31 protein-coding genes and 1 pseudogene are annotated in these 26,489 nt (G+C 60.1%); 15 read left to right on the top strand and 17 right to left on the bottom strand.

The annotated features are described in order from the left end of the window. Positions 1 to 14 precede the first annotated feature (14 nt). Together ACYQ14_RS06975 and ACYQ14_RS06970 are read left to right on the top strand one after the other, a co-directional pair. Complete coding sequence (locus ACYQ14_RS06975) at positions 15 to 851, top strand: PspA/IM30 family protein (protein ID WP_459886387.1); 837 nt, start codon at positions 15 to 17, stop codon at positions 849 to 851. Between the two features lie 142 nt (positions 852 to 993). Further along, positions 994 to 1,518 (top strand): HPP family protein, encoded by a 525-nt coding sequence (locus ACYQ14_RS06970; RefSeq protein WP_283834717.1) that lies wholly within the window; start codon positions 994 to 996, stop codon positions 1,516 to 1,518. Positions 1,519 to 1,543: 25 nt separating this feature from the next. Here ACYQ14_RS06970 and ACYQ14_RS06965 read toward each other — a convergent pair whose 3' ends face one another. Next, on the bottom strand, positions 1,544 to 2,038 hold the full coding sequence (locus ACYQ14_RS06965) for an FxLYD domain-containing protein (RefSeq protein WP_459886384.1): 495 nt from the start codon (positions 2,036 to 2,038) through the stop codon (positions 1,544 to 1,546). Positions 2,039 to 2,369: 331 nt separating this feature from the next. On the opposite strand from ACYQ14_RS06965, the gene ACYQ14_RS06960 reads away from it, so the two are divergent. The 4 genes from ACYQ14_RS06960 to ACYQ14_RS06945 all read left to right on the top strand — a co-directional run bounded on the left by ACYQ14_RS06960 (position 2,370) and on the right by ACYQ14_RS06945 (position 7,095). Continuing rightward, on the top strand, positions 2,370 to 3,431 hold the full coding sequence (locus ACYQ14_RS06960; protein ID WP_459886381.1) for a DUF7972 family membrane protein: 1,062 nt from the start codon (positions 2,370 to 2,372) through the stop codon (positions 3,429 to 3,431). Positions 3,432 to 3,505: 74 nt separating this feature from the next. Continuing rightward, a complete protein-coding gene (locus ACYQ14_RS06955) occupies positions 3,506 to 4,522 on the top strand; it encodes a DUF7972 family membrane protein (protein WP_459886378.1) in 1,017 nt (338 codons plus the stop codon). 185 nt (positions 4,523 to 4,707) lie between these two features. Beyond that, positions 4,708 to 5,745 (top strand): DUF7972 family membrane protein, encoded by a 1,038-nt coding sequence (locus ACYQ14_RS06950; protein WP_459886375.1) that lies wholly within the window; start codon positions 4,708 to 4,710, stop codon positions 5,743 to 5,745. Positions 5,746 to 5,925: 180 nt separating this feature from the next. Beyond that, on the top strand, positions 5,926 to 7,095 hold the full coding sequence (locus ACYQ14_RS06945) for a zinc-dependent alcohol dehydrogenase (RefSeq protein WP_459886373.1): 1,170 nt from the start codon (positions 5,926 to 5,928) through the stop codon (positions 7,093 to 7,095). 111 nt (positions 7,096 to 7,206) lie between these two features. On the opposite strand, the gene ACYQ14_RS06940 is transcribed toward ACYQ14_RS06945, so the two are convergent. From ACYQ14_RS06940 to ACYQ14_RS06900, 9 genes and pseudogenes are all read right to left on the bottom strand, one after another. Next, the gene (locus ACYQ14_RS06940) at positions 7,207 to 8,298 is read right to left on the bottom strand and encodes a hypothetical protein (RefSeq protein ID WP_459886371.1); all 1,092 of its coding nucleotides are present in this window, start codon (positions 8,296 to 8,298) and stop codon (positions 7,207 to 7,209) included. Positions 8,299 to 8,454: 156 nt separating this feature from the next. Further along, positions 8,455 to 8,667, bottom strand: coding sequence for a hypothetical protein (locus tag ACYQ14_RS06935; RefSeq protein WP_459886368.1), 213 nt, complete (start codon positions 8,665 to 8,667; stop codon positions 8,455 to 8,457). Positions 8,668 to 8,796: 129 nt separating this feature from the next. Beyond that, on the bottom strand, positions 8,797 to 8,976 hold the full coding sequence (locus ACYQ14_RS06930; RefSeq protein WP_459886365.1) for a DUF7511 domain-containing protein: 180 nt from the start codon (positions 8,974 to 8,976) through the stop codon (positions 8,797 to 8,799). Beyond that, positions 8,973 to 9,230: a UPF0058 family protein gene (locus tag ACYQ14_RS06925; protein WP_459886363.1), complete on the bottom strand. Its 258-nt coding sequence runs from the start codon at positions 9,228 to 9,230 to the stop codon at positions 8,973 to 8,975. Before ACYQ14_RS06925 ends, ACYQ14_RS06930 begins: the two co-directional genes overlap by 4 nt. A gap of 177 nt (positions 9,231 to 9,407) precedes the next feature. Further along, positions 9,408 to 9,656: a hypothetical protein gene (locus ACYQ14_RS06920; protein ID WP_283834707.1), complete on the bottom strand. Its 249-nt coding sequence runs from the start codon at positions 9,654 to 9,656 to the stop codon at positions 9,408 to 9,410. A gap of 42 nt (positions 9,657 to 9,698) precedes the next feature. Then, complete coding sequence (locus tag ACYQ14_RS06915; RefSeq protein ID WP_459886360.1) at positions 9,699 to 9,959, bottom strand: DUF7344 domain-containing protein; 261 nt, start codon at positions 9,957 to 9,959, stop codon at positions 9,699 to 9,701. Between the two features lie 14 nt (positions 9,960 to 9,973). Continuing rightward, positions 9,974 to 10,315: a DdfA family disk-determining factor gene (gene ddfA / locus ACYQ14_RS06910; protein ID WP_459886358.1), complete on the bottom strand. Its 342-nt coding sequence runs from the start codon at positions 10,313 to 10,315 to the stop codon at positions 9,974 to 9,976. A 78-nt stretch (positions 10,316 to 10,393) separates the two neighbouring features. Continuing rightward, positions 10,394 to 11,044, bottom strand: coding sequence for a helix-turn-helix domain-containing protein (locus ACYQ14_RS06905; protein ID WP_459886355.1), 651 nt, complete (start codon positions 11,042 to 11,044; stop codon positions 10,394 to 10,396). A gap of 306 nt (positions 11,045 to 11,350) precedes the next feature. Continuing rightward, a pseudogene (locus ACYQ14_RS06900) lies at positions 11,351 to 11,488 on the bottom strand (dipeptide epimerase); the annotation flags it as partial. A 428-nt stretch (positions 11,489 to 11,916) separates the two neighbouring features. On the opposite strand from ACYQ14_RS06900, the gene ACYQ14_RS06895 reads away from it, so the two are divergent. Continuing rightward, a complete protein-coding gene (locus ACYQ14_RS06895; RefSeq protein ID WP_459886352.1) occupies positions 11,917 to 12,480 on the top strand; it encodes a DUF7437 domain-containing protein in 564 nt (187 codons plus the stop codon). Continuing rightward, positions 12,480 to 13,019: a PIN domain-containing protein gene (locus ACYQ14_RS22080; protein ID WP_488193324.1), complete on the top strand. Its 540-nt coding sequence runs from the start codon at positions 12,480 to 12,482 to the stop codon at positions 13,017 to 13,019. Before ACYQ14_RS06895 ends, ACYQ14_RS22080 begins: the two co-directional genes overlap by 1 nt. Here the strand turns inward: ACYQ14_RS22080 and ACYQ14_RS06885 are convergent. The 4 genes from ACYQ14_RS06885 to ACYQ14_RS06870 form a co-directional block, all read right to left on the bottom strand. Beyond that, positions 13,012 to 14,052 (bottom strand): dipeptide epimerase, encoded by a 1,041-nt coding sequence (locus ACYQ14_RS06885; protein WP_459886347.1) that lies wholly within the window; start codon positions 14,050 to 14,052, stop codon positions 13,012 to 13,014. The two genes, ACYQ14_RS22080 and ACYQ14_RS06885, sit on opposite strands and share 8 nt — an antisense overlap. Then, positions 14,049 to 15,065, bottom strand: a complete 1,017-nt coding sequence (locus tag ACYQ14_RS06880; RefSeq protein WP_459886344.1) for an N-acetyltransferase DgcN family protein — start codon at positions 15,063 to 15,065, stop codon at positions 14,049 to 14,051. Before ACYQ14_RS06880 ends, ACYQ14_RS06885 begins: the two co-directional genes overlap by 4 nt. 90 nt (positions 15,066 to 15,155) lie before the next feature. Beyond that, a complete protein-coding gene (locus ACYQ14_RS06875; protein WP_459886341.1) occupies positions 15,156 to 16,097 on the bottom strand; it encodes a Vms1/Ankzf1 family peptidyl-tRNA hydrolase in 942 nt (313 codons plus the stop codon). A 28-nt stretch (positions 16,098 to 16,125) separates the two neighbouring features. Continuing rightward, complete coding sequence (locus ACYQ14_RS06870) at positions 16,126 to 16,509, bottom strand: DUF5802 family protein (protein ID WP_459886338.1); 384 nt, start codon at positions 16,507 to 16,509, stop codon at positions 16,126 to 16,128. Between the two features lie 306 nt (positions 16,510 to 16,815). Here ACYQ14_RS06870 and ACYQ14_RS06865 point away from each other — a divergent pair, with 306 nt between their 5' ends. Both ACYQ14_RS06865 and ACYQ14_RS06860 read left to right on the top strand, forming a co-directional pair. Continuing rightward, a complete protein-coding gene (locus ACYQ14_RS06865; RefSeq protein ID WP_459886335.1) occupies positions 16,816 to 17,889 on the top strand; it encodes a hypothetical protein in 1,074 nt (357 codons plus the stop codon). A gap of 194 nt (positions 17,890 to 18,083) precedes the next feature. After that, complete coding sequence (locus ACYQ14_RS06860) at positions 18,084 to 18,746, top strand: ArsR/SmtB family transcription factor (protein ID WP_459886332.1); 663 nt, start codon at positions 18,084 to 18,086, stop codon at positions 18,744 to 18,746. A gap of 501 nt (positions 18,747 to 19,247) precedes the next feature. Here ACYQ14_RS06860 and ACYQ14_RS06855 read toward each other — a convergent pair. Then, complete coding sequence (locus ACYQ14_RS06855; protein WP_459886329.1) at positions 19,248 to 19,910, bottom strand: DUF456 domain-containing protein; 663 nt, start codon at positions 19,908 to 19,910, stop codon at positions 19,248 to 19,250. Positions 19,911 to 20,088: 178 nt separating this feature from the next. Between ACYQ14_RS06855 and ACYQ14_RS06850 the strand changes: the two genes are divergently transcribed. The 4 genes from ACYQ14_RS06850 (at position 20,089) to ACYQ14_RS06835 (ending at position 23,844) form a co-directional block, all read left to right on the top strand. Next, a complete protein-coding gene (locus tag ACYQ14_RS06850) occupies positions 20,089 to 21,279 on the top strand; it encodes an Ig-like domain-containing protein (protein ID WP_459886326.1) in 1,191 nt (396 codons plus the stop codon). Positions 21,280 to 21,357: 78 nt separating this feature from the next. After that, positions 21,358 to 21,555 (top strand): hypothetical protein, encoded by a 198-nt coding sequence (locus tag ACYQ14_RS06845; RefSeq protein ID WP_283834695.1) that lies wholly within the window; start codon positions 21,358 to 21,360, stop codon positions 21,553 to 21,555. 46 nt (positions 21,556 to 21,601) lie between these two features. After that, positions 21,602 to 22,849 carry a Glu-tRNA(Gln) amidotransferase subunit GatD gene (gene gatD / locus ACYQ14_RS06840; protein ID WP_459886323.1) on the top strand — a complete coding sequence of 416 codons (1,248 nt, stop codon included), beginning with the start codon at positions 21,602 to 21,604 and terminating at the stop codon, positions 22,847 to 22,849. 5 nt (positions 22,850 to 22,854) lie between these two features. Then, positions 22,855 to 23,844: a GNAT family N-acetyltransferase gene (locus ACYQ14_RS06835; protein ID WP_459886320.1), complete on the top strand. Its 990-nt coding sequence runs from the start codon at positions 22,855 to 22,857 to the stop codon at positions 23,842 to 23,844. Positions 23,845 to 23,971: 127 nt separating this feature from the next. Here ACYQ14_RS06835 and ACYQ14_RS06830 read toward each other — a convergent pair whose 3' ends face one another. Further along, positions 23,972 to 24,247: a ubiquitin-like small modifier protein 1 gene (locus ACYQ14_RS06830; protein ID WP_459886317.1), complete on the bottom strand. Its 276-nt coding sequence runs from the start codon at positions 24,245 to 24,247 to the stop codon at positions 23,972 to 23,974. 147 nt (positions 24,248 to 24,394) lie between these two features. On the opposite strand from ACYQ14_RS06830, the gene ACYQ14_RS06825 reads away from it, so the two are divergent. Next, complete coding sequence (locus ACYQ14_RS06825) at positions 24,395 to 25,576, top strand: NAD-binding protein (protein WP_459886314.1); 1,182 nt, start codon at positions 24,395 to 24,397, stop codon at positions 25,574 to 25,576. 82 nt (positions 25,577 to 25,658) lie between these two features. Here the strand turns inward: ACYQ14_RS06825 and ACYQ14_RS06820 are convergent, their stop codons facing one another. Next, positions 25,659 to 26,435, bottom strand: a complete 777-nt coding sequence (locus ACYQ14_RS06820; protein ID WP_459886312.1) for a ZIP family metal transporter — start codon at positions 26,433 to 26,435, stop codon at positions 25,659 to 25,661. Between the last annotated feature and the right edge of the window lie 54 nt (positions 26,436 to 26,489).

The raw sequence follows: 26,489 nt of genomic DNA, 5'->3' as shown, positions 1-26,489 counted from the left end.
GATACCTAGGGAGTATGGGCATCCTCTCTCGGACCTCTTACGTCATCCGGTCGAAAATCAACTCGCTCCTCAACCGGGCCGAGGACCCGACGCAGACGCTCGATTACTCCTACGAGCAGATGCGCGACCAGCTTCAGGACGTCAAACGCGGTATCGCCGACCTGACGACCCAGAAAAAGCGCCTCGAGATGCAACAACGTCGGCTCGAGGATAACGTCGAGAAACACAACGAGCAGGCTCGCACCGCGGTCCAGCAGGATCGCGAAGACCTCGCTCGGCGCGCCCTCGAGAAGAAAAAGACGAAGATGAATCAGATCGAGGACCTCGAGCGTCAGGTTTCCGAGCTCCAGAGCCAACAGGATCGGCTCATCGAGCAAAAGGACGAACTCCAGAACCGCATCGAGGAGTTCCGAACGAAGAAGGAAACGATGAAAGCTCGCTACGAAGCCGCCGAAGCGAGCTCGACGGTCTCCGAAGCGATGACCGCGACCGGAGACGAGTTCGAGGACGTCGGCCGAGCGATCGAACGCGCCGAAGAACAAACCGAAGATATGGAGGCTCGCTCCGCCGCGATGGACGAACTCCACGAATCGGGTGCCTTTGACGACGTGCTCTCCGATAAGGACAACATCGACCGAGAGCTCGAGGAACTCTCGACCGACAGCGGCGTCGAAGCCGAACTCGAGACGCTCAAGTCCGATGTCGGCGGTGGCGAGACCGAACCCGAACCGGAACCCGACGCGGACATCGAAGCGGACGTCGACGAGGAAGAGGTCGAAGACCTCGAGGCGGAGGTTCCGGACGAGGAAGTCGAAGCCGAACTCGCGGAGCTCCAGGACGAAGAGCAGTAATCAGTATTCGGATTCGCTGATAGTTTTCGGGGTTCGATAGCGCCCTTCTGTCACTCATCTATTACTTTGTCCTCGGCGATTAGCCCCGATCACGACCCGCTCGGCCGTATGTTTATCAGTCCGATTGGCTTATCTGGAGTCGATGAGTCTTCGGGACGACCTGAGCGCGGGGGTCAACGTCGTGTTGCATTTCGTTCTTCTGGGTGGCATGGCCTGGGCGTCGGGGCAACCGTTTCTCTTTCCCAGTCTCGGCCCCTCCGCGTACCTGCTCGCAACCGGGGAACAGCCTCGAGCGGAGGGCGCGTATCACGTGATCGGCGGGCACGCCGTCGCCGCGGTCTGCGGATTGATCGCGTACTTGGTGCTCGCCGATGGACTGGTCGTCGTTGACGCCTTCGAACAGGGCGAACCGTTCTCGAGCGAGGTCGGCAGACTCGCACTCAGCGGAACGATCGCGATGGTCCTGACGACGATCGGGATGCTCTGGACCAATACGAATCACCCGGCGGCCTGTGCGACGACGCTGATCGTCGCTCTCGGGCTCATGGCAACGCTCATCGAGGTCGTCGTCATCGTCCTCGCCGTCGCGATACTCGTCGGATTTCACGATATCGTCGTCGAGCGCGTTCAGAATACCTACGGCGTCGAACCGGAAGATCCGCGATAAGTTGTCGTTGCTCGATGTTTCGGGTTTACGCCGGCGTTCCGAGGACAACGATATCGTAGTCGGCGATATCCTCGGGTGCCTCGAGGATAACGACCTGAAACTCCCACTCGGAGCCGCTGCTCAGATCGCCGGTCGTGTCGAGGTACCGGTCGATCTGGGTGCCGGTTTCGTCGTAGACGCGGACCCGGACTTCGACGAGTTCGATCCGATCGCTACCGGTGTTCTCGACGGTTCCCTGAACGGTCGAACCGAGGTATCCGTCCTCGAGAACGAACTCGTGATCTGCGAGCGCGATTCCCTCGAGAGGCGTCACCCCTCCCGTGACCTCCTGTTCGGCGACACCTTCCGCGGCGGTCATCTCCTCGGCCGTTCGCTCCTCGCCGTCGATGTCACCGACGTCGCCGGCTTCGTAATCCGGTTCGTCGCCGATATCGATGCCGTTGCAGCCCGCGAGGATTGCGGCGGTTACCGTCCCGCCCGCGGTGAGGACGGTGCGGCGACTTGGCGAGTTCGGAGCCATCAGGAGTCTCGCCCTCGAGCGCGTGTCGTTGGTGTCTTTCGAACCGTTGCTTCCACGCGGCTCCGCCGATGGCCCCCGGTCGCTCGAGCAGGTCGCCCCTCTCTAGCGCATTGATCGTCTCGCGGGTGCCGACCGTGTGGGACGGTTTCAAGCCCCCGTAACCGATCACCGTAACCGATCATACCCGGATCGACACCGTGGACGCATTTGAGTGTAGGCCCTGAATGGAGCGATCGTTCGAGTGGTTTCGGATCCTCGACCCCTCCTGGCGCGGTCGTTCGTCCGATATGCAACGTCGACCATTATTGTCGGTCAGAGCGACAGTACTGCTATGGGGTCTTCCGAGACGGACGAGACGCTCGAGTCTTACGGGACCGAGATAGGCGAACGGACCAGTTCCGTGACGCAGTTTCGGGAGTGGATTTTGGTCGAGGGAGACCGGCTCTTTATTACTCTCGTGCTTTCGGCCGCCACGTTCGTGCTCTTTCTCGTATTGAACGAAATTGGATTCATCTCGTTCGTCAATGCCGACTCGATCACGCGACTCGCGGGTGGAATGATCGCGGGGACGTTCTCGCTCGTCACGCTAGTCGTCTCGATCAATCAGCTGATCCTCTCCCAGGAGTTCGTGACGGCCGGACAAGCCCGCGGAGAGCTCGACGGCGTCATGGAGTTTCGCCGTGATCTCGAGGAGAAGACCGGCGTTCCGGCGAGTCCCGCAGCGCCCACGAGAATACTCGAGCTGATCGTCAAGGCGATACACCACCGCGCGGGAGCGCTCGCCGACGCCGTGGACGACCACGATAATAGCGAATTTAAGACGCACGTCGACCAGTACGTAAACAGCGTTCAGGAGCGCACCGACCAGGTCGACGAGACGCTCGAGGAGACATCGTTCGGGACGTTCAAAGCGGTCTCTGCGTCGATCCGGTACAACAACGCCTGGCAGGTGTACGTCGCGAGACACCTTCGCGGGCGCTACGCCGAGGAGCTTTCGGACGAGCAACTCGAGGCGTTCGACGATCTGATCGGGACGCTTCAGCTGTTCGACGTCGCACAGGAACACTTCAAGACGACCTATCTTCAGCGGGAGCTCACCCGTTTTTCTCAGTTGACGATTTATTCGGGCGTTCCCGCGGTTCTGTCGGCGATCATTATTGGGCTCATCTACGCCGATTTCGGCGGTGCGAGCGTCAGTATCGTCTACCTTCCGATCGTCGTGAGCGCACTCATTGCAATCGTCGTCTCGCCGCTTGCGCTACTGGTCTCATACATCCTGCGCACCGCGACCGTGACGCGCAGGACCGCTTCGGTCGGTCCGATGTTGCCCCAGAAAGATCCCGACGCCGGACCGTTCGACGTCTCCTACGGGGAGGACGATGGTGATGAATAGTCGAGACGGCGTCGCGTTTGTCTTTCGTTCGCGTTCGAATCTACGAGCGCCATTGACGAGTTCGCACACGCTCTATGAGTAGCGACAAAGCGATCGACGAGGAGGTGACCCAGAGCGACCTGGTTCACGAGCGGCTTCGCGAATCGCCGATCAAGCGCTGGATCGTCCTCGACGGGAACCGCTACGCCCTCACGGTGCTGTTCTCGATCGTCGTCCTCCTCGTCTGTGCCACCATCGGGTTTGCGGGGTACATTCCCGTCACGGATCCCGAAACGGCCACGACCCTCGTCGCGGCCATCGTCGGCGGAACCCTCCCGTTCATCACCATCGTCCTCGCGATCAACCAGCTCGTGCTGTCCCAGGAGCTGGGGTGGCCTGGAGATCTGGCGGACCGATTCGAAGCGATGGCGTCGTTTCGGCGCGATGTCGAGGCGCTAACCGGAGTGACTGTCAGTCCGGCCGCACCCGCCGATTTTCTCCAGCTCGTCGTGGAATCTGTCGTCGACCGCGCCGAAACGCTGGAATCGGCGGCGGATCGCGTCGACGACCCGGAACTCGCGACGCTCCTCGAGGGGTTCGCCGACGCGGTCACCACCGAGGGGGAGATCGTCTCCGACGCGCTCGAGGACGCCGATTTCGGCACGTTTGACGCGCTTTCGTCGATCCTCGGCCACTTCAACGGTGCCCACCTTTACGCCGCTCGAACGATCCGAGAGGAGTACGGTTCGGAGCTTCCCGACGATGCTGCTGACACGCTGTCGGTCCTCGTCGAACTGTTCGGTCACCTGGCCGTTGCCAGACAATCGTTCAAGACGTTGTACATGCAACACGAGCTAGCTCACCTTTCGAAACTCCTGTTGGTCGTCGGGTTTCCGACGCTGCTCGGCGGCGGGATTTTCATGATGACCTACGGTTCGATCATCGACGCGGTCGGTGATCCGACGCTCCTCGTTCTCGTCGTCAGCGTGGTCGTCACGGTCGTCTTCCTCCCGTTTATCGTCCTGCTGGTCTACACGTTCCGTATCGCCTCGATCGCGAGTCGGACGGCGGACTTTGGTCCGTTCGTCCCGCGGGTCGATTTCGAAGAGTAGACGCCGTTTTCCCTACCGTCGACTTCCGGCCGCGGTAGTTCACCCGCTCCGACTGTCGATTCGCTCGATCCGATGGTACGTACGGATTCCGATAACGATGACAACATCGTGGAGACCGATGGCGACCGCGGCGACGAGCATCGACATTTATTTCCACGCAGTTGTGCCAGTAATCGTGTACACTGATGAGCGACGAAGGCTCGCAGCCGAGCGATACGATGGCCGAGCGGAGCGTCGATTCGACGTGGAAACACGAACTCCTGTTGAACGCGAACCGATGGGCCATCACCGCGAGTCTCATGCTATTCGTCTTCGTCGGGTTGGTCGTCGTGAGCCAACTGAGTCCCGTTTCGCTTCGGAGTCTCCTCGAGACGAAAGAACCCGTCCACACGCTGTTTCAGGGCCTGACGACTGCCCTGATCACCGGCGTCACGCTGGTCGTCTCAATCAACTCTCTGGTACTCTCCCAGGAACTCGGTGCAGTCGAGGACCAGCGCGAGCGTCTGGACGGGGCGATGAAATTTCGAGAGGACGTCGAGTCGTCGATCGACGCGCCGGTGAGTCCGCCGGAGCCGTCGTCGTTTCTGCAGGCGATCATCGCCGCCTCCGAAGAACGGGCGAATGACTTCCGGAGCGCTGTTTCTGACAGTCACGATCAGGAGTTCGTCGACCGCGTCGATGACTTCACCGACAACCTCACGACCCACGCCGACACGATCCGCGGCGACCTCGAGGACGCCCAGTTTGGCACCTACGCCGTCGTGAAATCCGCGCTGGATTACAACTACTCGTGGAAGATCTTTCGCGCGCGCCGGATCGAGCAGTCCCACGCCGACTCGTTCACCGATGAAGCTCGCGACGCCTACGACGAACTCCTCGAGTCGCTGAAGCTGTTCGGGCTCGCTCGAGAGCACTTCAAGACGCTGTACTTCCAGTGGGAGCTCATCAACCTCTCGCGGGCGATGATGTATGTCGCGGTTCCCGCGCTCGTCGTCACGGCTTCGATGATCCTCTTTTTCGACGCGAACGCCGCAAGCGGGACCGTCCTCGGCATCGACGCCCTCGTCTGGATCGTCGCCGCGACGACGACGATCGCAGTGACACCGTTCTTGATTTTAATCTCGTTCTTCGTCAGGATCGCGACGGTGGCCAAGCGAACCCTCGCGATCGGACCGTTCATCCTCCGGGAATCCGGCCGCGGCGAGGATATCGACTGGGGGTGAGACGATCTCGTTCGACGGTTCGCTCGAGCGAACCGAGCGCCAATCTCTCTTCTTGCAGGGGCAGGGACCAGCTTTAGTTGCACATTCGGTGTCGGTCGCTACCGTGACCTGTACAAGTTGTAACACGACCGGGATCGAGTCCGCCGAAACGATCGACAGCAATAACTGCGGGAGATATCGATGAAAGCGCTCGTCTGGCACGACGAAAAGGACGTTCGCGTCGACGAGGTTCCCAAACCCGAGATCGCAAACCCGACCGATGCGATCATCGAGATCACGGCGACCGCAATCTGCGGATCAGATCTGCACCTGTACAACGGCTACATGCCCGGGATGCGGGAGGGCGACGTGCTCGGCCACGAGCCGATGGGTGAGGTAATCGAGGTCGGGAGCGAAGTTGACCGCCTCGAGGTCGGCGACCGCGTGGTCGTTCCCTTCACGATCAGTTGCGGTTCGTGCTGGTTCTGCGGCGAGGACATGTACTCGCTTTGTGACAACACGAATCCGAACGCCGAACTGATCAGCAAGACGATGGGCCACTCTCCGGCCGGTCTGCTCGGATTTTCACACATGTTAGGCGGCTACGCCGGTGGACAGGCGGAGTACCTGCGGGTTCCACACGCCGACGTCGGCCCGATCAAAGTCGACTCCGACCTCCCCGACGAGGAGGTGCTGTTCCTCTCGGATATTTTCCCAACCGGGTACATGGCCGCCGAAAACGCCCAGATCGAAGACGGCGATACGGTCGCGGTCTGGGGCTGTGGTCCGGTCGGCCAGTTCGCCATCCAGAGCGCCTGGATGTTCGGCGCGAACCAGGTGATCGCGATCGATCGCATCTCGGAGCGCCTCGAGATGGCGCACAATCACGGCGATGCGGAGACCCTCAACTTCGAACACGAGGATGTCTACGACCGGCTGATGGCGATGACCGGCGGTCGCGGACCGGACCGATGTATCGACGCGGTCGGCTCGGAAGCCCACGGAACGGGATTGTCTGGCGTGACCGATCAGGTGAAACAGGATATGCACCTCGAGGACGACCGACCCCACGTCCTTCGCGAGGCGATCAAGTGCTGTCGAAAGGGCGGCACGCTCTCGGTCCCCGGCGTTTACATGGGGCAGTCGGACAACATCCCGTTCGGTCCGTTGATGAACAAAGCGATAACGGTGAAGTCGGGACAGACCCACGTCCAGCGCTACCTGGATCCGCTCATGGAGAAGATCGAAGACGGCGAGATCGACCCCTCGTTCGTCATCACTCACCAGGTCGGCCTCGAGGACGGCCCGGAGATGTACAAGACGTTCAACAACAAGGAAGACGACTGCATCAAGGTCGTCATGACGCCCTGACGGTCTTTTTACTTAACGACCCCCTTCGCTCTGACATCCGTTTCGCCCTGACATCCTTTCGCTCTGACGGCCCTTCCGCTCTACCGATGCCCGTCCGTCACGATTTCGTACTCACCAATCGATCCACTCTCGCAACTCGTCGGGCATCACGTCAGGTAGCTCGCTCTCGGGGAGGGCATCCCACTCGAGCCGATCCTCGCCCGGTTGTGCGTCCGTGTCGAACCCGTTCTCCGCCGGAGAATCCCGTTCTCGATATTCTGCCGGCGGCGCGTCGTGGGCGTAGACGCCCTCGGGGTGGTCGACCGTCCAGACGTGCATCATACAGGGGGTCCGGCAGGGGAGCTGGAGTGAGCGGTCGCTCGAGTCGCCCTCGTAGACCTGCTGGTAGAACCACCACGCGAATCGCCCCGGGAGTCCGGCGTGGTAGTGCCACGGCGCACAGCGATTTTCGTCGCCCGCGTGGTCGTGGTGATGGTCTCCGTTCTCGTGGTCGTCCTCTTCGCGGTGATCGTCTCCATCGTGGTGGCCGTCGTCGTGATCGTCCCCGTAGTGGTCGTCATCCTCGTGATGGTGGTCGCCGCCGTCACCCTCGTGATGCCCATTCTCATCGTCGTGGTGCCTGTCCTCGTCGTCGTGGTGATGCCCGCCCCCATCATCGTGGTGATGTCCGTCGTCGAAGTCGTCTTCCTCGCCCTCCGAATCCACTTCGTACACCGCCGGCGGCGGATCGATCGCCTCGCCGTCACTGGTCGCGATGAACATCACACCGATCGATCGCCACGAGTCGTTGTCGACGAGGACCGACTCGGGCCGCTCGGGGTCCATGACGCTATCGTCGCTGATATGCTCAGGGCTCAACCAGTGAGACCAGCCGTCGTCATCCGTCGAAATCGTGTCGAAGTATGGCTTGAAGCCGGCCTCGAGCAACGCGTTCGCGTCTGGATACTCCTCCTCGAGCGTTTCCGCAACGGCCTCGCGAAGCGCTTCGGTTTCGGGGTGGTCGTCGGTACACCCCTCCATGCTCGCCCCGTCGCAGTGGCCCATGCTCGGCTCGGTCGTCGCCTCGGGACACCGGTCCGAGAACCAGTCGACCGTGTTGTTCTCGGTGGTTTGTGCCGCACCCGTGCTCGAGAGTGCGAGCGCGCTTCCGGTCGCCGTTAACATCGTTCGTCGGAGGATCCTCGAGGTGTCGTCGTCGCGCATATTATCGTGATCACCACACCGACGGTTGTAAATCTCAGCTCAGGCGGTTTGAACGGTCTGAAAATATGAAAGACGGTTCCCGATGACGGTGCTATCGGCGAGCAATAGTCTGGTCTGGCCGAAAAACCGGATCTGGGACGGGAACGAGACCCGGGATTATTCCTCCTCGATAACGAGTTCGGCTTCGAGCGGTGCGGTTCGCTCGAAGAGCCGATCACCGCCGAACGTTCGAACCGCGGCGGTTCCCGACCGAAACCGATCGTAGGAGGGGCCGAGTTCGTATGTTTCGGAAACCGATTCGGTCGGCTCGAGCGTGGTCGACTTGCGGACCTCGACGACATCGGTGACGGTCGTTCCCAGCGTTTTCACGCCGTTTTCTCGCTCGTACGAATCCGACCAGAGCGTAACGACGGGACGCCCGGACCGGTAGCCGGACAACACGCCGAACGGTGCCGGGAATCCGGACGGGATTCTGACGGACTCTTCTATGCGGACTTATCATTGACTATGACCCAGAGGAGAATAATCACCCTCTTCGGCAAGAATCCACATCGTTTCGCGTTCTTCGTCGGTAGCATCCGATGGATAAAGTACGCATTCGTTGGCCGAGCTTGGGTTGTCTATTATAACAGCACTCAATTCACTGCGGCCAGATACCCCTTCACCAGTGAAAGTCATATTGTGTGTGTATCATACTTAGGAAGCAGTGCGTGGTCTGGTGGAGGGTGCGTTTGAACGAATTGTTCGAAGCCGTCCAGTAGTAGGTCAATTGCGTTCTTGTGTGCGTCTTTCTGGCGATGGATATGGGACGGGCGAATCGGTTGTGTATCGTAGGAATCAAATGCACCGTATGGCACGTTCCCCTCTCGTTCGAGGTACTTACGTATTTCGAGCAGTAGCGCATGAAGGTGGATGAGTTCTTGGATTTTCATGCGACAATGCATCACACCATTCTTCATAAAGAATTTTCCAACATACTTTGGGTGTAATAATGTTGGTGACACTTTGAGTCCCGCAGCATATCTCTGTCAGTTTCTGGGTAGCTTTTTGGCGTCTCCGATACTTCCCTGTCCTCTACTTTACGAACAAGCGTCCCTGAGATCGTGTTCTCATTCCGTGGCTTCGATGAACTCATCGAGCGGTTCCGTAAGTTCGTCTACCTGTTTGCTGTCCTCTTCCGTCGAGTACCGAACGATGATGACGTCCCTTTGATCGGTGTGACGTGCTGAATCGACTTGGTTAATTCCCCGCCATATCCCGGTCACTTCGACGAGACCGAAGTTTTCATGCTCGTAGGTTTCGTCCCGTTCGACTACTTGATCCGACTCGGAGCCCGGTAGATCGTCCGAGTTACCCATACGAATCAGCCCTATCTATAGAATCATCCGGGTTACAAAGCGTCAAAACCGCTCACCCCTTTTCACCTCATCACTGTGGCGATCAAACTCAACGACCCCGTCAGCTCTCAATTCGGGGAGGTGGACGTGATGGAGTTCGTAGACGAGGGTGACGTACTCCTCACAGGAGAGGGTTTCATCATCCCAGAGAATCGGTGTTGCAGGAATAGTTACATCCTCTGATAATGCACATATTACTCGTCCCTTTTGCTCTCGCAGAGCAGTCTCAAACTGCTCACTACTCTCAGACGGTTGTCCACTCATAACCATCATTCCGACTACGCGTTCTCCGTCGGTTTGGCCTCGATGACCCCCTCGCTGGATACGGTCACCTCAAACCCTTCGTACGGAAATGAGAGGTACCCATTTCTCTGTCCTTCGTTGGCTGTCGGGGAGAATAATTCATCGAGCGCGTCAGTATCAATCGCGGAGTGGAGTGGTGTTAATTCGTGGGGATCTCTTTGGTCAGCAGCCGCTATCGCCGCGACAATTGCTAAACTCGGCTGATTACGACTACTGTCGTACTCTGCTCGGTAGACACCATCATCAACGACGAATTCTATGGCTTCTATTGAAGGAACGATTTCGACAGTACCCACTGTCTTATTGGAGAATTCCATCGCTAGAATAGACGGGGTCCATTGGGATGACGCTGGATTTTGCTTGCGCAACACTCCTTTAAGTGGGAGTTGTACCTGTCACTCTTGTGATGTTATTAACGTACTCGCCACAAGCCGTCGAAGGCCCCGTTGTAACCGTGAAGAAACAGCTTGTCGGCTGATATCGAGTTCGTCGGCGAGATCATCTTGCGTGGCGTCACGCGGCGAGTCAAAGTAGCCGCGAGAATACGCCAAGACCAACGCGTTCCGCTGTCCTTCGGTTAGGTCGTACTCCCGATCCGACTCAAGTGGCGAAAGCGCGTGCAATTGAGCGAGTTTGATGGGAACATCGTTCTCGTGGCAGTACGTCTGGAACTCAGAGACCTTCTTCTGATCACTGCTTCTGACTTCGAACGTCCAGTTCTCCTCATCACCCAATCCAGAAAGGAGGGTGACGTCAGTGTTGACGATCGCGGTGAGAACGCTTTCGTGATCGAGGTTCCAGTCGATTCGGACAAGCATCTGCTCATCCAACTCATCTATCACTTTGAATTCATCGACCCCTTCGTCGCCACTCATATCAGCCGAGAGTTCGCTGATGTTCTCCGAATAAATCCAGAAATAGGGAACAACGGCATCCTTTGTCGGGACAACCCGGTCCAGTTCGATGCTGGCGTCTGGCAACGTTTCGAAAACGGCGTTCAATGGGAATTCGGGTTGATCGATGGTGAATGAGGCTTCTATAGCCATAGACACGAATAGCGATGTGGCCCTTTGAGTTGCTCGTTGACTCAGTATCGTTCAACGTACTGTACAGGCGAATTTCTCTTCTGTCAACAGACGTTAACAGGTCTATGACTGGGATCGAATTCGATGAGATTGATGCTCAATCCTTCACGAACTTCAAGCGGACGCACGCACGACTGCGACGCCGCGAGTGAGCGCGCGCCACCGCATGTGCTTGGCTGGTGAGGTGCGAGAACTTCTTGAGTTGTGCTGACCGTTCGTGGAGTAGGTGTAGCGAGGAGATTGAACTGTTCTATACTTCCTTTACTCTCAGTTCCTAACCGCCCCAGTCCCCGGCCGCTTGAGTCCCGTTAAATCGATCTCCCCACCAGGCATCGGGACGCCGTCGTAAGGGTCCTCGGCGAGCAGGAGCGAGCCGTCGAGGTCGGCGTAATCCAGCAACGGCGCTGGAGGTCCGGACGAGATTTTAACGGGCTCTTCGCTACGATTTATCGCTTCAAACCTGACGACGCCGGAATCGGTTTGTTCGACCCGGTCGTCGACAACGTGGCTCTCGAGGACGAGTCCGTCGTCATTATCGTGGTCCGTTTCGACCCGGAGGCTGTACGGGCCGTTCGATCCGAGTCGCCCGGTGACGACGGGAGCGCTCGTCGCTGCGAGGAGGCCGCTGGCGGTGAGTGCGGAGAGGAGTCGGCGGCGGTTCATAGTCGTGTATTGACACATTCTATTCGTGAACGTATATGCATGTATAGCTGCTCACCTGGATAATTGCTTTCGCTTTGCACGGGTGGCGAGGTAGTGTTGGAAGGCAGTACTCTCCAATCAACACGTGGAAGGCAAAGCCCTAATACACCGTACATAGAATATGTATTAGGATGTCTGTTGACGATCACGTTGCGGCCCCGCCAAACCCGGAAGAACCGTTTAACGACCTTCTCACATACGCGGAGTTGCTGAACACGCCTCGGCTCGCTCGGTTGTATATTCACATCCTTCGGAACGGTCCGATGACTATCGAGGCAATCAAAGAGAATCTCGAGATGGCCCATTCGACGACGTACAAGTATGTCGGACATCTCGAGGAAATGGACGTTTTGACGCGACACGACGAGAATCCAACGACGGTGACTGTCGTTCCAATTCGTCTTCGAATCAACACGGACGGCGGAGCGGTGACTGCGACACCGGCACTCGTCGACGCGATCGGGCGACAGACCGATACTGAAGACATCCGCGTGTTCGTCGAGCGACAGGGTGTCCCAAAGCTCGCTGCGGCGTTGCACTATGTGCGTCGAATTGAGGATGGAGAACTCACACAGCGGACTGCGTCGAACAAACTCGACGTCCATCCTTCCGAAGGAATGACGGTCTTTACCGCACTGCAGGATGTCGTCGAAGCGGCTGAAACGTACGATCCGTATCTCACGCAATCTGAGTAATGGAGGAGATAGACATTCCGGAAGGAGGCGTTGCGATTATCGATACCAGCGTTCTGTTCGCTATGGGCGGTCCATCGAACGGAAAATACCAGGCGTTCGAACGGTTCGTGCGACGTCGAGAACTGAGAGTTGTCGTTCCTAAACAGGTAGCTGAAGAACTAGGCGAGAGCCCGGATGAATACGGCTACCAACGTGATCGTCTTCAAGCTGGACGAGATGCAGGATGGCTAGAGGCCGGTCAAATCGACTTTTCGGTAGCTCGAGTTTCGGAGGTCGTCGACAAAACTCGAACTCGGATGGCACATCTCTCCGCAGACGATGTCACTGATGATGAAATCGAGAAAACAGACACCGTTCTCGCTGGGTTAGCCTACCAGTACATCGAAAATGACGCGATCCACGTCTCGGTACTCGTGAGCGATAGCGTTGCCGAACGGGCTATCGGCGACGCACTATCGGCGGTTGGTGTCGGAGAACGCACGTCTGTCGTCGAAGGACGATCGCTTTTAGCGGAATTAGTAGACGACCCAGTTACCTAACCGCGCCAGTTCCCGGCCGCTCGAGTCTCGCTAAATCGATTTCCCCACCAGGCATCGGAACGCCGTCGTAGGGGTCCTCGGCGAGCAGGAGCGAGCCGTCGAGATCGGCATAATCCAGCAACGGCGCGAGGTGGGCGGCCGCCGCGAGCGAGGCGTTCGATTCGGTCATACAACCACACATCACCTCGAGGCCCTGGGCTCGAGCGGCGTGGATCAGTCGAATCGCCTCGCAGAGCCCGCCACATTTCGCGAGCTTCAGGTTCACGATGTCACAGCGGTCGGCGATCTTCGGCACGTCGGAGCTGACCAGACAGGATTCGTCGGCGGCGATCGGAAGTCTCGAGCGTTCGTAGACGTACTTCAGCCCCTCCGGGTTCTCGGCGGGGACGGGCTGTTCGACGAACTCGAGGCCATAGGGCGCGAGCCGGTCGATCCGCTCGACCGCCTCTTTGGGCGTCCAGGCTTCGTTCGCGTCGACGAAGAGTCGGGCCTTCGGGGCCGCCTCCCGAACCGTCCGAACGATCTCCTCGTCTCTGTCGGTGCCGAGTTTGACCTTGAGCGTGCCGAAGCCTCGTTCCCTGGCCGCTTCGGTCTTCTCGCGCATCGTCTGTGTGTCGTCGATCCCGATCGTGTAGGAGCTCTCCAGCGTTTTCGTCGGATCGAGTCCCAAGTATTGATACAGCGGAATCTCGAGACGCTTCGTCACGAGATCGTAGAGCGCGATGCTTACAGCCGTCCTCGCCGACGGATTCCCCCTGATCGACTCGCGCATTCGGCGTTCGATCCGCTCGAGCTGGTGCGGATCGCCGACATCCTCGACGATCTCGAGGAGGTCCGGCAGGACGGCCTCGACGGTTCCCGCCGTTTCGCCGTAGTGTCTCGTCGGAGCCGCGCCGCCGACGCCGACGGTACCGTCGCCGTCCTCGATCCGAACGAAGACGACCTCGGTTTCGGTCGCCGTCCCGCGAGCGATCGAAAAGGGTTGCTCGAGGGGGAGCGTTCGCCGCTCGATTTCGGTCGAAAATTCGCTCATAGTACCGCCTTGAGAACCGTCTCCGCGTCGAATCGAAGCACGTCCGTCGCCGGTGCCCCAAGCGCGTCTTCGTAGGCCTCGAGCTCCCGGCGAGCGTCCTCGTCATCTTCGATCCCGGACGTGTTGAGCGCACCAGCCACGACGGACGCCTCGTTGACGGGTGCCGCGAGGTTCTCGTAGAGGTCGACGTAACTCGAAATCGACGGGAGGGAGAAGGATTCATAGCCGTGGATGGCCTCCCGCCCCGCCTCGTGACAGAGCACGAGCTGGTCGGCCATCGCTCCGTGGAGGATGCCACAGGTTACGGCGGAGTAGGCGGGGTGGACGATCGATCCCTGACCTTCGACGAAGAGGTAGTCGTGCTCGTCGCCTTTCTCTGTGATCATCTCCTCGACGGCCCCCGCGGTGAAGTCACTGACGACGCGGTCGACGGGATTGCCCCAGCCCTCGATCATGATCCCGGTTTGTCCGGTCGGGATCACGGCGGCGTCGTGTCCTGCCTCGCGAGCGGCCTGAGCGAGTTCCATCGAGACGGTCATCTTGCCGACCGAGCAGTCGGTGCCGACGGTGAGGATCACGTCGGCCTCGACGTCGCCCGCGACGCCCTCGCTCACCGTCAGGTCGGCGGGCGGTTTGCGAACGTCCCGGATGTCGCAGTCGTTTTCGGCCGCCAGCGCCGCGAACTCCTCGTCGTCCTCGAGGAAGTAGTGTAACCCGGAGATCACGTCACAGCCTCGCTCGAGGGCGTTCCGAACATCGTTGCGCCAGCTTTCCTCGAACTCGCCGCCGATCGGGGAGATGCCGATCACCAGCGCGTCGACCGGTTCGTCGATGTCGGCCATCCGCGAGACGATCGGCGCGTCCTGCACGTCGGGAACGAAGTCGGCGACTCGAGCGCCCGCGTTGTCGCGGTCGAGGACCGCGACGGGGTCGTCGTCGCTGTATCGAAGGATGCCGAGCGCGGTTTTGGCTCGCTGGGGGAACTTCTCGTGAGCGAGAATCGCAATTCGCATACGCGGAACATGGCGAAGGGGCCACTTAATCGTGGACCTCACGGCGAAACAGACGGTCAAGAAACGGTCCACAGATCAGTCCCCGGTCAGTCAGAACACGCCCAGTTCGGTCGTCCAGAACGACCGATGTGCGTCCTCGAGCGCGGATTTCGGGTCGCCGGTCGCGTCAACTGCGGCCGTCGCATCCGGTTCGAAGTTCCCTTCGCCCGCGAGCGTCTCGACGACGCCGCGCTGGCCGGCGAGATAGAGGCGATCGGTGTCGAACTCGGCGAGCGCCCGGTGACAGCGCTCGAGGTGGTCGTCGATCTGATCGTCGCGGATTCGTTCGAATCTGGCCTGCGAGAAGCCGCCTTTCGAGTGGCTCCCTTTCACCTCGCTTTCGAACCCGCGGTAGTCGACCCGGTCACCGTCTTCGTAGACCCCTAGTGCGAACAGATCCGCGCGAACCAGCGCGAGCGCGTAGTTCCCGGTCGGGAGGAACCACTCGCGTTCGAGTTCGAACCGATCGCTCCAGGTCGGCTCGAGATCGGATTCGGGCAGAACCGGCGGCTCGAGTCGAACCGAAACGAGCCCGGCGTCGTCGAAGCAGACGAGACACGGATCGCCGTTCGTCAGGAGAGATGCACGCTCGCCGACTGCGTCCTCGACGAGCTGATAGCGTTCCGCGTCGGATCTGTCGGTGTCTTCGCGCTGAGGGTCGAAAAACACGGTACACGCACCCTCTGGTCCCGTTCGAACGGACGCGACCCGGTCGAACACCTCCTCGAGTCGCGCCCCGCGAAGCTGTTCCCGACGCCGAAACTCGAACTCGTCGTCTGATTCGTCTTCGTCGACGCGCTCGAGTTCACCCTCGAGCTGCGCGATTCGGTCCTCGAGCCGATTCTGGCGCTCTTCGGCCTCCTGTTTGGCGGTGACGGCGTCCGCCTTCCGGTCGGATTCGGCCTCGTAGCGCTTTCGGAGTCGCTCGGCTTCCTCCTCGAGTTCTTCGATTCGCTCCTTCAACGACGCGCGACCGAGCAACTGGTCGATCATCGAGAAAAAGCGCGAACCGGGGCCACTTTTAAGTTCCGGCGTCGGGGTGATCGTCCGTCGAACTCGTCGGCGACCAACCGCCCGCATATTCGAGTAGCTGTCGTGCACGCTCTTTGCGCGCGAGGAACACTTCCTGTAGCGAAGGCGGATTTCTGATCCGCGTCGTCTCGAGGACGGATTCGGGGACGGCGAGGGTGTTTTCGGGCACGCCGTCGTCGCCGTGGACCGCGAAGTGACCCGACTCGAGTTTCATCACGAGCGGCGTATCGAGTCGCTCGATCCCCTCACCGGTCGCGTACACCGCGTCGTTGATTCGTTCGTGCTGAGAACTGTGCATGAACGCGTGGTCTTCGTCCGTCGGCGTAACGTACAGCCGTCCGAGATAATAGCTCTGCGAGAACACCTCGAACATGTTATCTAGTACCACGGAGTATGGCCTGATAACAGTTCTGCAGGTACATTTATGACGAGCGCTTTTGGATCGGATACGAAACGCATCGTTCGCAAGTTGATCGCCATTTCGACCAACCGTTCAAAAACATTTCCGAACGGTACACGCTGATTTGACACGGGAACTGTTGTCCGTTTGATCAATACCCAACGAATCATACACAGCGGTTTTTAAACGCTCAAACCGAATCTGAGCGGCGGATGCATTCGACTAAACGGTCAGAACGAAGGTTTACCTTTTTACGAAGTTCGTCCGGATGATGAATCGATGACTGGGACTCGTGGTGTCGCTATCGTGGTACTGATCGCCGTTGTCGGTCTCGCGATCGCACCGCTTGCAACTGCTGGGTTCTCTGGTTCGCTCGCCGAATCGGCCGGGGGCGTCGTCACCGACGGGGACGATGACGCGGGCGAGGAGCCTGTCGAGAACGATGCGGGCCACGGTGACGGCGAGGAAGGCACCGGGTCAGCGGCCGGCAACGGTTCCTCACCGGAAACGAACGTTACCGAGTTTATGCAATCGAGTGCGGCAGAGACCGAGACGACCGTCGAAACCGGCTTGTTCAACGCTAGCTACAATAACGCCGACAACGAGTCACGGGAAGCTATCGTGACCGAGCGAGCCGATACGATCGAGAAACAGATAGCCGATCTCGAGGACGAGAAGAACGAACTCGAGGAGAATGAGGACGAGATGAGCTCGGCCGCGCACAACGCTCGAATGACGCGGCTGACGGTCCAGATAAGTTCGCTGGAGAACTCGATCGAATCGGTCGAACACCGCGCGGGTGATATCGGCCTCAATATGAGCGGGCTCGACACCCTTCGGACGAGTGCCGCCGATCTCACCGGACCGAGTGTCGCCGAAGTCGCGACGAATCTCGTCGGTGTCGATATGTCTCCCAGCTTTTCGGATGGCGTTCAGGAACAGGTGAACGACTCGGTGCCGTCGCCCGACCTCGGTGATGTGGGTTCGCCGAACTTGACTAACGACTCGGTACTGCCGACCGATAGGCTCTCGAGTTCGGAAGCGACCGACGATATGCTGGATAATAACACCAGTTCCGAATTCAAACCTGACGAAAGCGAGGTCAGCGAACTCGTCGAGGACAAGCGTATTGAAGATGATGCACTCGAGGACGAAGAGATATTACTCAACGGGAGCGAAGACAACGAGAGCGTGATTGACGAGCGCGTGATTGACGAGCGCGTGATTGACGAGCGCGTCCTCGATGAAGGCGAAGATAACGAGAGCGTCCTCGATGATGCTGTTCTCGACGAAAATGAGGACAACGAGAGTGTGATCGATCGTTCCCTTTTCGACGAGAGTACCGGCGACTAAAACGTAGCGACAGCGCGTAACTGACGATAATTGATTCGTTCGGTGATTTCCGCCGTGTCGTACCGCTTCCGGGCTACATCCGGTTCGTCCAATTTGAGTGTTCTCCGCTCGACTCTCGCTCGAGACGACAACAAGCGGCGACTGTTCGCTGAGAGCAGACACGCTTTTCAGCGACCATCGTCTAGGCTCTCTCAATGGACTCCGCCGCGTTGCTCGATTTGTTGGGGAACGAAAATCGGAGACGGATTCTCCAGCTCCTGGCCCGCAAACCGTGCTACGTCACCGAGATCTCGGAATACCTCGGAGTGAGTCCCAAGGCGGTCATCGAACACCTCCGGAAGTTAGACGAGGCCGGACTGGTCGAAAGCCGAGTCGACGACCAACGCCGGAAATACTTCCATATCGCCCGAAACGTTCGCCTCGAGGTCAACGTCTCCCCGTACGGATTCGCCAGCAAGAGCGCGTATCCGGCGAACAACAGCGTCGATATCACCACCTGCCGACATCTCTCGGTGGACGTTTCCGCCGAAGATGATGAGGAACTCGGGGAACTACTGGAGACGCTCGAGCGCCTGGAAACGCTCGAGAACGAACTTTCGCTCGCCCAGCGCTGGGTACAGGGACAGCTCTGTGATACGCTCGATCAGATTTCGGAGGTCGTCGGGACGGGGCCGGAGAGCCGGATTTACACCGACCTCCTCGCGAGCGTTCGCGGTGAGCCGAAATCGGTTTCGAAGATTGCCGCGGATATCGACACACACCGAGAAATCGTCGCGGAGTTGCTCGAGAAGATGGCCGATAAGGGAGTCGTCCAGCGAACGGAACGGGGCTGGGAGCTGACGACCGACGGTCGCTAATCGGAGTCATGCAAAGCGAAACGACGCCGAATTCGGCGATTTGCTCCCGATCGACGGATCCCTTTCTACTCATTTTCCCCTGATGGGTTTGGGGAGGCTGACCCCAAAATCCCCCGCCGCGCTTTCTTCGGCTCGTTTCGCTCGCCTGTAGTGCTATCCGCACGCAGACCCGCCAACCGCAGCGGTTCACTTCGTTCACCGCCAGCCTCGCGCGCGCTGGTGCGCCTCGAGCGGCACACCAGCGCGCGCCACCGCAGATTGCTAGGGCCGGGAGCGCGTGTCCTCGTAGAGGGCCGCGCGACCTGGGGAAGGGCAGGCCTGCATTGCGGGTTGCGGTGCTGTTGGACCTGGCGGAGTGAAGGGGCGAAGCCCGTTGGCGCTTGCTTGGCCGCTGTGGGACCGCCAGCGGGCTGAGGGCCTTCGTCATCAGTAGTGTCTCTCGAGTGAAAACGAGAAGGGGCACGTCCGTTCTCGCGGCCGTCCCTCCGTTCGGTCAGTAGCTCAATCGACGTCTCGAGCCAGTCCGTTCTTCAGATCGCGGCCGAAGTAGTAGCCGCCGAGGCAGGCGAGCGCGCCGGTGGTGGTACCGACGGCGAGCAGGTTCTGGCCCGATCCGAGCATCGCAAAGAGCGTGAAGTTGAACATCGCGGCGACCACGCCGACGGAGACGCCCGCGGCGGTCATCTCGAGGTACCGGCGCTTCGACGTGAGCAGTCCGATCAGAAACGCGGCGGCGAACATGCCGATCATCCGACCGGCGAACGGAATTACGGTGTTTCCGGCGAACAGTCCGGCCCCGATAACCATGACGAGGGCGAAGTAGGCTTTCGGCGAGAAGTACTGCGTCGGAGAGAGTCGCGGGAGCGAAAACAGCGACGTCACCGACGAAAGCCGAGAACTACTCGAGTCCGACGCAGGTTCGGCGCTGGGCTCAGAATCTGCTTCCGACCCGAACGAAGGCATCCACGATCCCGAATCGCCCGTCTCGTTCTCGAGGCTCGACTCCGATTCGAACCCGTCGGTTCCTGCTGACCGCTCGTCGGTGTGAGCGCTCGAGTCCGACGATCCGGACGAGTCCGACAGCAGGCTCTCGGTCTCTTCTAAGAGCTCGTCGGTAGATTTTGGTTCCCGGCTCGTCGTCACCTCGTCCGAGCGATCGCTCATGGTCGATTTCAGACCGGCCGACACCATGGGCCTTTCCCTGCACTGGTTCGCCATACGGTACCATTTCACATATTTTCCGTTTCTGAAAGGGACGCACTCGAGCGAACACCATAGCGTTGCAATATTAAAACTGAATATAAAAATAATAACTTTACACAACCACTGCGTCTTGGTTGACATGGAGCTCACACGACGATCGGCTCTCAAAACCGGTACCGGCGCACTGATGGTCGCAGCGACGGCTGGCTACGCGACCGCTCAATCGGACGACGGAGAAGCGACGCTCGAGTTGCTCGCCGAAGAGAACATCGACCACAGGCACGCATGTCTCCACGGCGATTTCGACGAACGGATACCGCTCGAAGCTGGCGAATTGGACGACGGTTCGCCGACTGTCGACGACACCCACGTCGTCTGGGAGGTAACTTACGAGGGGGATCAAAAGTACGTGGTCTTCGACGCGGACGGTCACTTCGCCGACGGCTCGTTCGTGTTTTACACCGCCGACGGCTCGGTGACGGCCGTCGAGGGGACCGAACTCGAGCGAGGGGTCGTCGACGACGACGAACACTGTGACTCGCTCGACGAATACGTCCAAATCGAGCCCGAAGACGGCCGCATCGTGCTCGAGCTCGTCGAAGAACTTCCGGACGAGGGCGAACCGGATGACGAGGACGACGAAGCGGACGATGACGATGAGGCTGATGACGATGATGAGGACGGTGAACCGGACGATGACGAGGACGACGGACCAGAAGACGAGGACGAAACCGAGGACGACGAAGCGGAAGACGATGACGAAGCGGAAGACGATGACGAAGCGGAAGACGATGACGAGGGCGACGAAGCGGAAGACGATGACGGGGGCGACGAAGTGGAAGACGACGATGAGGCTGATGATGATGAAGACGGTGAACCGGACGATGACGAAGACGACGGACCAGAAGACGAGGACGAAACCGAGGACGACGAAGCGGAAGACGAGGACGACGAACCAGAAGACGAGGATGACGAACCAGAAGACGAGGACGACGAACCAGAAGACGAGGATGACGAGACGGAAGACGAATATGTCGGTGCGGACCTCGAGCTTTCGGTTTCCGGCCTGAGCGACGTTTCGTCCGGCGAGTCGGCACAGTTCCACGCGACCGTGAGAAACCGGGGCGACACTGACGCTGAATCCACCGTTTCCCTCGAGATTGGAAGCGCTACCGACTCGACGACTGTCGATGTCGATGCGGGTGGCTGTCGCGCGGCGTGGCTCTGTGTCAACGGAAACGACCTCTCCGCGGGCACTCACGACTGGACTGTTACGTCCGGCAGCGAAGCTGTGACCGGGACGCTGACCGTCACTGAGTCGGACGAATAACCGACTCTCCAACCGATTCACTAACCGCGTTTTTCGCCAGCCCGCTATTTTTCACGGTCCACGGTGTGTACCGACTCGATGGATGTGGACCTGGTTGCACTCGGAATCCTCGCGATCGCAGTCGCACTCGGGGTCGGATACGCCGTACGATTCCTGTATCCACGTCTCGACGCACCCGAAGAGTCGCTCACGTCGCTTCAATTTCTCACCGCGCTGATCGTCGGGATCCTCCTCGCACTCGGCATCGGGTTGATCCTCGTCGGCGTACTGGTTTGATCTCCGAAAGCGTGGCTTCAAGTCCGACCGTCTGCAATCAACGGGTATGAACCCAGGCGATCGCATCCGAGTCGATTCGGACGACCGCACGTACGAAGGCGTGTTGCTCCCCTCGAGTACGGACGACCACCTCGTCGTCAAACTCGAGGGCGGGTACAACGTCGGGATCGACCGCGACGGATCCGAAATCGACGTCCTCGCGGAGAATGTCTACGAGATCGACGGCGCACAGGACGACGAGAGCGACGAGTCAACGGTCGAGTTCGACGACGATCTGCCGACGATTTCGCTCATCTCGACGGGCGGCACCATCGCCTCGACGGTCGACTACCGAACGGGTGCGGTGACGGCCCAGTTCGACGCCGAAGACGTGCTTCGGGCTGTGCCGGATCTCGCCGGCCGAGCCAACTACCGCGGCCGCGTCGTCGCGAACATCCTCTCTGAGAACATGGAGCCGCCGATCTGGCAAGAACTCGCGCGGGCGGTCCGCGACGAGATCGAGGCCGGTGCCGACGGCGTCGTCGTCATGCACGGCACTGACACGATGCAGTACTCCGCCTCGGCGCTCTCGTTCATGCTCGAGACGCCCGTCCCGATCGTCTTCACCGGGAGCCAGCGCTCGGCAGATCGGCCATCTTCTGACAACGTAATGAACGCCGTTTCGGCCGTCGAAGCGGCCAAAAGTGACTGTGCGGAGGTGATGGTCTGTATGCACGCGAACGAATCCGATACAACCTGTGCGCTGCATCGCGGGACCCGTGTCCGCAAGAACCACACCTCGCGCCGGGACGCGTTCGAAACCGTCGGCGGAGAGCCCCTCGGCACCGTCGACTACGGGAGCGAGGACGTTTCGTTCGAGCGGGCGTATCAGGAACGCGACGCCGTCGACCTGGAGCTTTCCCTCGAACTCGAGACCGACGTCGAACTGGTCAAGTTCACGCCCGGCATGGATCCCGCCTTCCTCGACATCGCTGAGGGCTCCGCGGGACTGATTATCGAAGGGACGGGACTGGGTCACGTCCACACCGATCTCATCCCGAAAATCGAAGAACTGATCGACGACGGCACGACGGTCGTCATGACCAGCCAGTGTCTCGAGGGCCGGGTCTGTGACCGGGTCTATGACACCGGCCGCGACCTGCTCGAGGCTGGCGTGCTCGAGGGCGAGGATACCCTTCCGGGGACCGCGAAGGTCAAACTGATGTGGGCACTCGAGAACAGCGGAGACGTCGAGGAAGCGATGGGCACCTCGCTGGCGGGCGAGATTCAGGATCGATCGACCCCCTGGGAGTGAGACCGATGAGCGACTCCAGTACCGACGCGGACGAACGGAACGGCGACCTTGAGGTCGAAATTCGCCGCGCAACCCACGACGACTACGAGGACGTCGCATCGTTCACCGGCACGATCTGGGAAGACCGCGGCGGAGACTACATTCCCGAAATCTACCACGATTGGCTCGAGGATGACGACGAGGAGGGAAAGAAAACGTTCCTCGCCGAGATCGACGGCGACGTCGCCGGCATCATCCAGGGAGTCATGCTGTCGTCCGAAGAAGCCTGGTTTCAGGGCATGCGCGTCAATCCCGCCTACCAGCGCCAGGGCGTCAGCCAGCGGTTGAACGAGGCCAGCTTCGAGTGGGCTCGAGCGCAGGGTGCCACGATCGGTCGCGTAATGGTCTTTTCCTGGAACTCGCCGTCGCTCGGCGCGGCCCGAAAGAGCGATTTGGAGCCGATTACGGAGTTTCGCTTTGCCACCCCCGAGCCCGACGCGGACGCTTCCGGACCGCTCTCGGTCTCGAGTGACCCCGCGGATGCGTGGCGATTCTGGATGGGGAGCGACGCCCGCGATCACCTTCGCGGACTCGGACTTGCGACCGAAGAGAGCTGGGCACTCAGGGAACTAACTCGTGATGACTTCTCGAGGGTCGCCGACGAGACGGCCCTGTTCGTGGTCGAGGGTGGCGAAGCCGACGGCAACGACGACCCGACGCCGGGCGAGCGAGCGGGTGCCTGCGCAACTGCGTATCGAACGCGGACCCTCGAGCGAACCGACGACGACGGAGCCGAGGTGACGATCGCCGAGTACGGCCTCGGAGCCTGGGCCGACGTCGACGCGGCGCAGTCGCTGTTTGCGGCGATCGCTCGAGACGCCGCTTCGCTCGGAGCCGACGAGACTCGAGTGGTGATCCCCGAGACGGTCGAGTACGTCAGTGACGCCTCCTACGCGGGTGCCGGTGTGGCCGACGAGCCCGATTTCGTTCTCGGAATCGATCTGACGGGGACGTAGCTACCTCGAGAACGCGTCGAGGGGTGCGAGAAAACAGTTGGTGTCCGTTCGAAATCGGTGCGTTCGATCGCTATTTTGATTTCCCGTCGCCATCGAGGAGGAGCAGTACTCTTCTCTCTCGTGCCCGCTACCCGCCGCTGACGGGTGGAAAGAGCGCCAGTTCGTCGTCCTCGTTCAGTTCCGTCTCGAGTCCCTCCTCCTGGGTCAGGACGTTGGTTCCGTTCCGAAGGATGTTGATCTGCGAGCGCAACTCGCCGTCTTCGATGACTCGCTCCTCGAGCTCCGGCCGGTCCTCAAGGAGAGCCTCGAGGGCGTCTTCGACCGTCGCGTTGTCCTCGACGTCGACGGAGACGTGCTTGTCGCCCGCCCGCTCGGCGAGGTCGGCGAACAGCTTCCAGTTCATGTGCGGGCGTATCAGTGCCTCGGGCAAGTAGCTACCGCTCTGGGAACACTCGGATATCGACCCGATCGGTCCCGAGCGCCGGCCGTCGGTGACAGTCGAGTCACGCTAAACGAAGAGGCTTATTTGACCGCACACCGGACCGTGTGTATGGTCGGCGAGCGCCTGCTCGAGTGGCTCCCAAACAACTGGAAGTGGCTGGTGACGACGCGGGTAGCCGTCACGCTCGCACTGCTGGTCGCGTTGCTGTCGGTGATCACCGGCGTCGTCCAGATCGGTCAGGAGACCGTCGCTCACGGACCGCTCGCCGGGACGGTCCCGATCGTCGTCCAGGAGACGGTCGGTTTTACGGGCGCGCTCACCGGATTTTTGATGGTCGGAAGTACCCTCGCCCTGCGTCGCGGATTGCGAGCAGGCTGGTACGCGACGTTGATCCTCCTTCCCGTGACCGCAATTCAGGGTCTGCTACAGGTGAGTGAGTACTCGTATCCGCTCGTCGTCCTCTCCGTGCTCACGATTCCGTTCCTGCTCGCCAGCCGCAAACGATTCGACAAGAAGCTCTCATTGAACACGACGCAGCTGGCCGCTGGGGGCGCACTCGTCGGCGTGCAGGCGTACGGAACGTTCGGAGCCTACGCGTTGCGAGAGAGCTTCGACGGGATCGACGATCTCCTCGACGCCTTCTACTTCACGCTGATTACCTCGAGCACCGTCGGCTACGGCGATATCGGACCCGAAACCCAACAGGCAATCTTGTTTACAATGTCCGTCGTCGTCCTCGGTGTCGCCAGTTTCGGTATCGCGATCGGTGCCCTCGTCGGGCCCGCGATCCAGTCTCGGATCTCGAAAACACTCGGAAAAATGACAGACTCTCAGATCGAACTCATCGACCAGCACGTCCTCGTGCTCGGCTACGGCGAACTAACCGAACCGATCGTCGACGAACTCGCGACCAGTAATCAGTCCTTCGCCGTCGTCACGGCGAACACCGACGCGGCCGAACGACTCTCCGATCGGGAGATCCCGGTCATCGTCGACGACCCGAGCGACGAAGAACCGCTCGAGCAGGCACACATCGAACGGGCCCGGGCGGTCGTCGTGGCGACGAACACGGACGCGGAAGACGCCTTGACGATCCTCACGGCTCGACAACTGGCCCCCGACAAGCCGATCATCTCCGCCGCGACGGATCGGGAGAACATCCCGAAACTCGAGCGAGCGGGCGCGGATACGGTTATCAGCCCCGCTTTGCTCGGCGGACACCTGCTCGTCAGGTCCGCGCTGGGGAGCGACGATTCGGAACTGATCGAACAGATCGTCGGCGACGATTGAACTCACTGGGGATCGTTCGACTTTTCGCATCGCTCGAAATGCTCGAGTGGATTGGCTGTACCGCTCGTGCAACCGCCGCCTCTCAGACGACGAGCAGTTCGTCGACGACGACTAACAGGACAAATCCGACGATGAACGCGCTCGTTGCGGCGTCGGCGTAACCGTGTCCGTGCGAGGAGGGGATCATTTCGCGGAAGACGACCGCCAGCATCGCACCGGCCGCAAAACCGGCCGCGACGGGGAACAGTCCCGCCGCAATCACGACGAGAACGTATCCAAAAATAGCGGCCCCAACCTGCGGAACGAGACCCGATAGCGTCGTGTACAGGAAAATCTTCGCGTTCGAGACGCCCGTTTCCCCGAACGGTACTGCGAAGGCAAAGCCGTCCGGAATATTCTGGAGTCCGATAACGACCGCGAGCAAGTACGCGACATCCTGAAATCCGGACGCGAACGCGACGCCTATCGCCAGCCCCTCCGGGGCGTTGTGAAGAACGATCGCGCCCCCGATCAACAGCGCCCGTCGAACGCTTGAATCCGGGCCCGCGGGTGTGACGCTTCCTTCGTGACGCCACCCGGTAAACCGTACGTGAAGGTGTGGAATGATCTGATTCCCGGCTAACAGTACCAGACCGCCGAGAAACACACCGGCGACGACCGGTTCGAGTCCGCCTTCGTCCATCCCGGGGAGTATCAACCCGAACACGCTTGCGCCGACCATAATCCCCGCGGCAAGACCGAGGGCGGCGTCGTACACGCGGTGGGTGACGGTCGCGCGGAAGAATACCGGAAGTGCCCCGAGACCGGTCACCGCGCCGGCGATGGCCGTCACGACGAGCATCGTCACGAACTCGCTCATACTCTCTACACTCAACCACTATCCCTGAATAACTACGCCCGGAGGTACCGCGCG

The sequence above is a fragment of the Halostagnicola bangensis genome, from assembly GCF_054653435.1.
The sequence above is the reverse complement of the archived record's forward strand: the minus strand, read 5'-3'. Positions and strand labels throughout refer to the sequence as shown.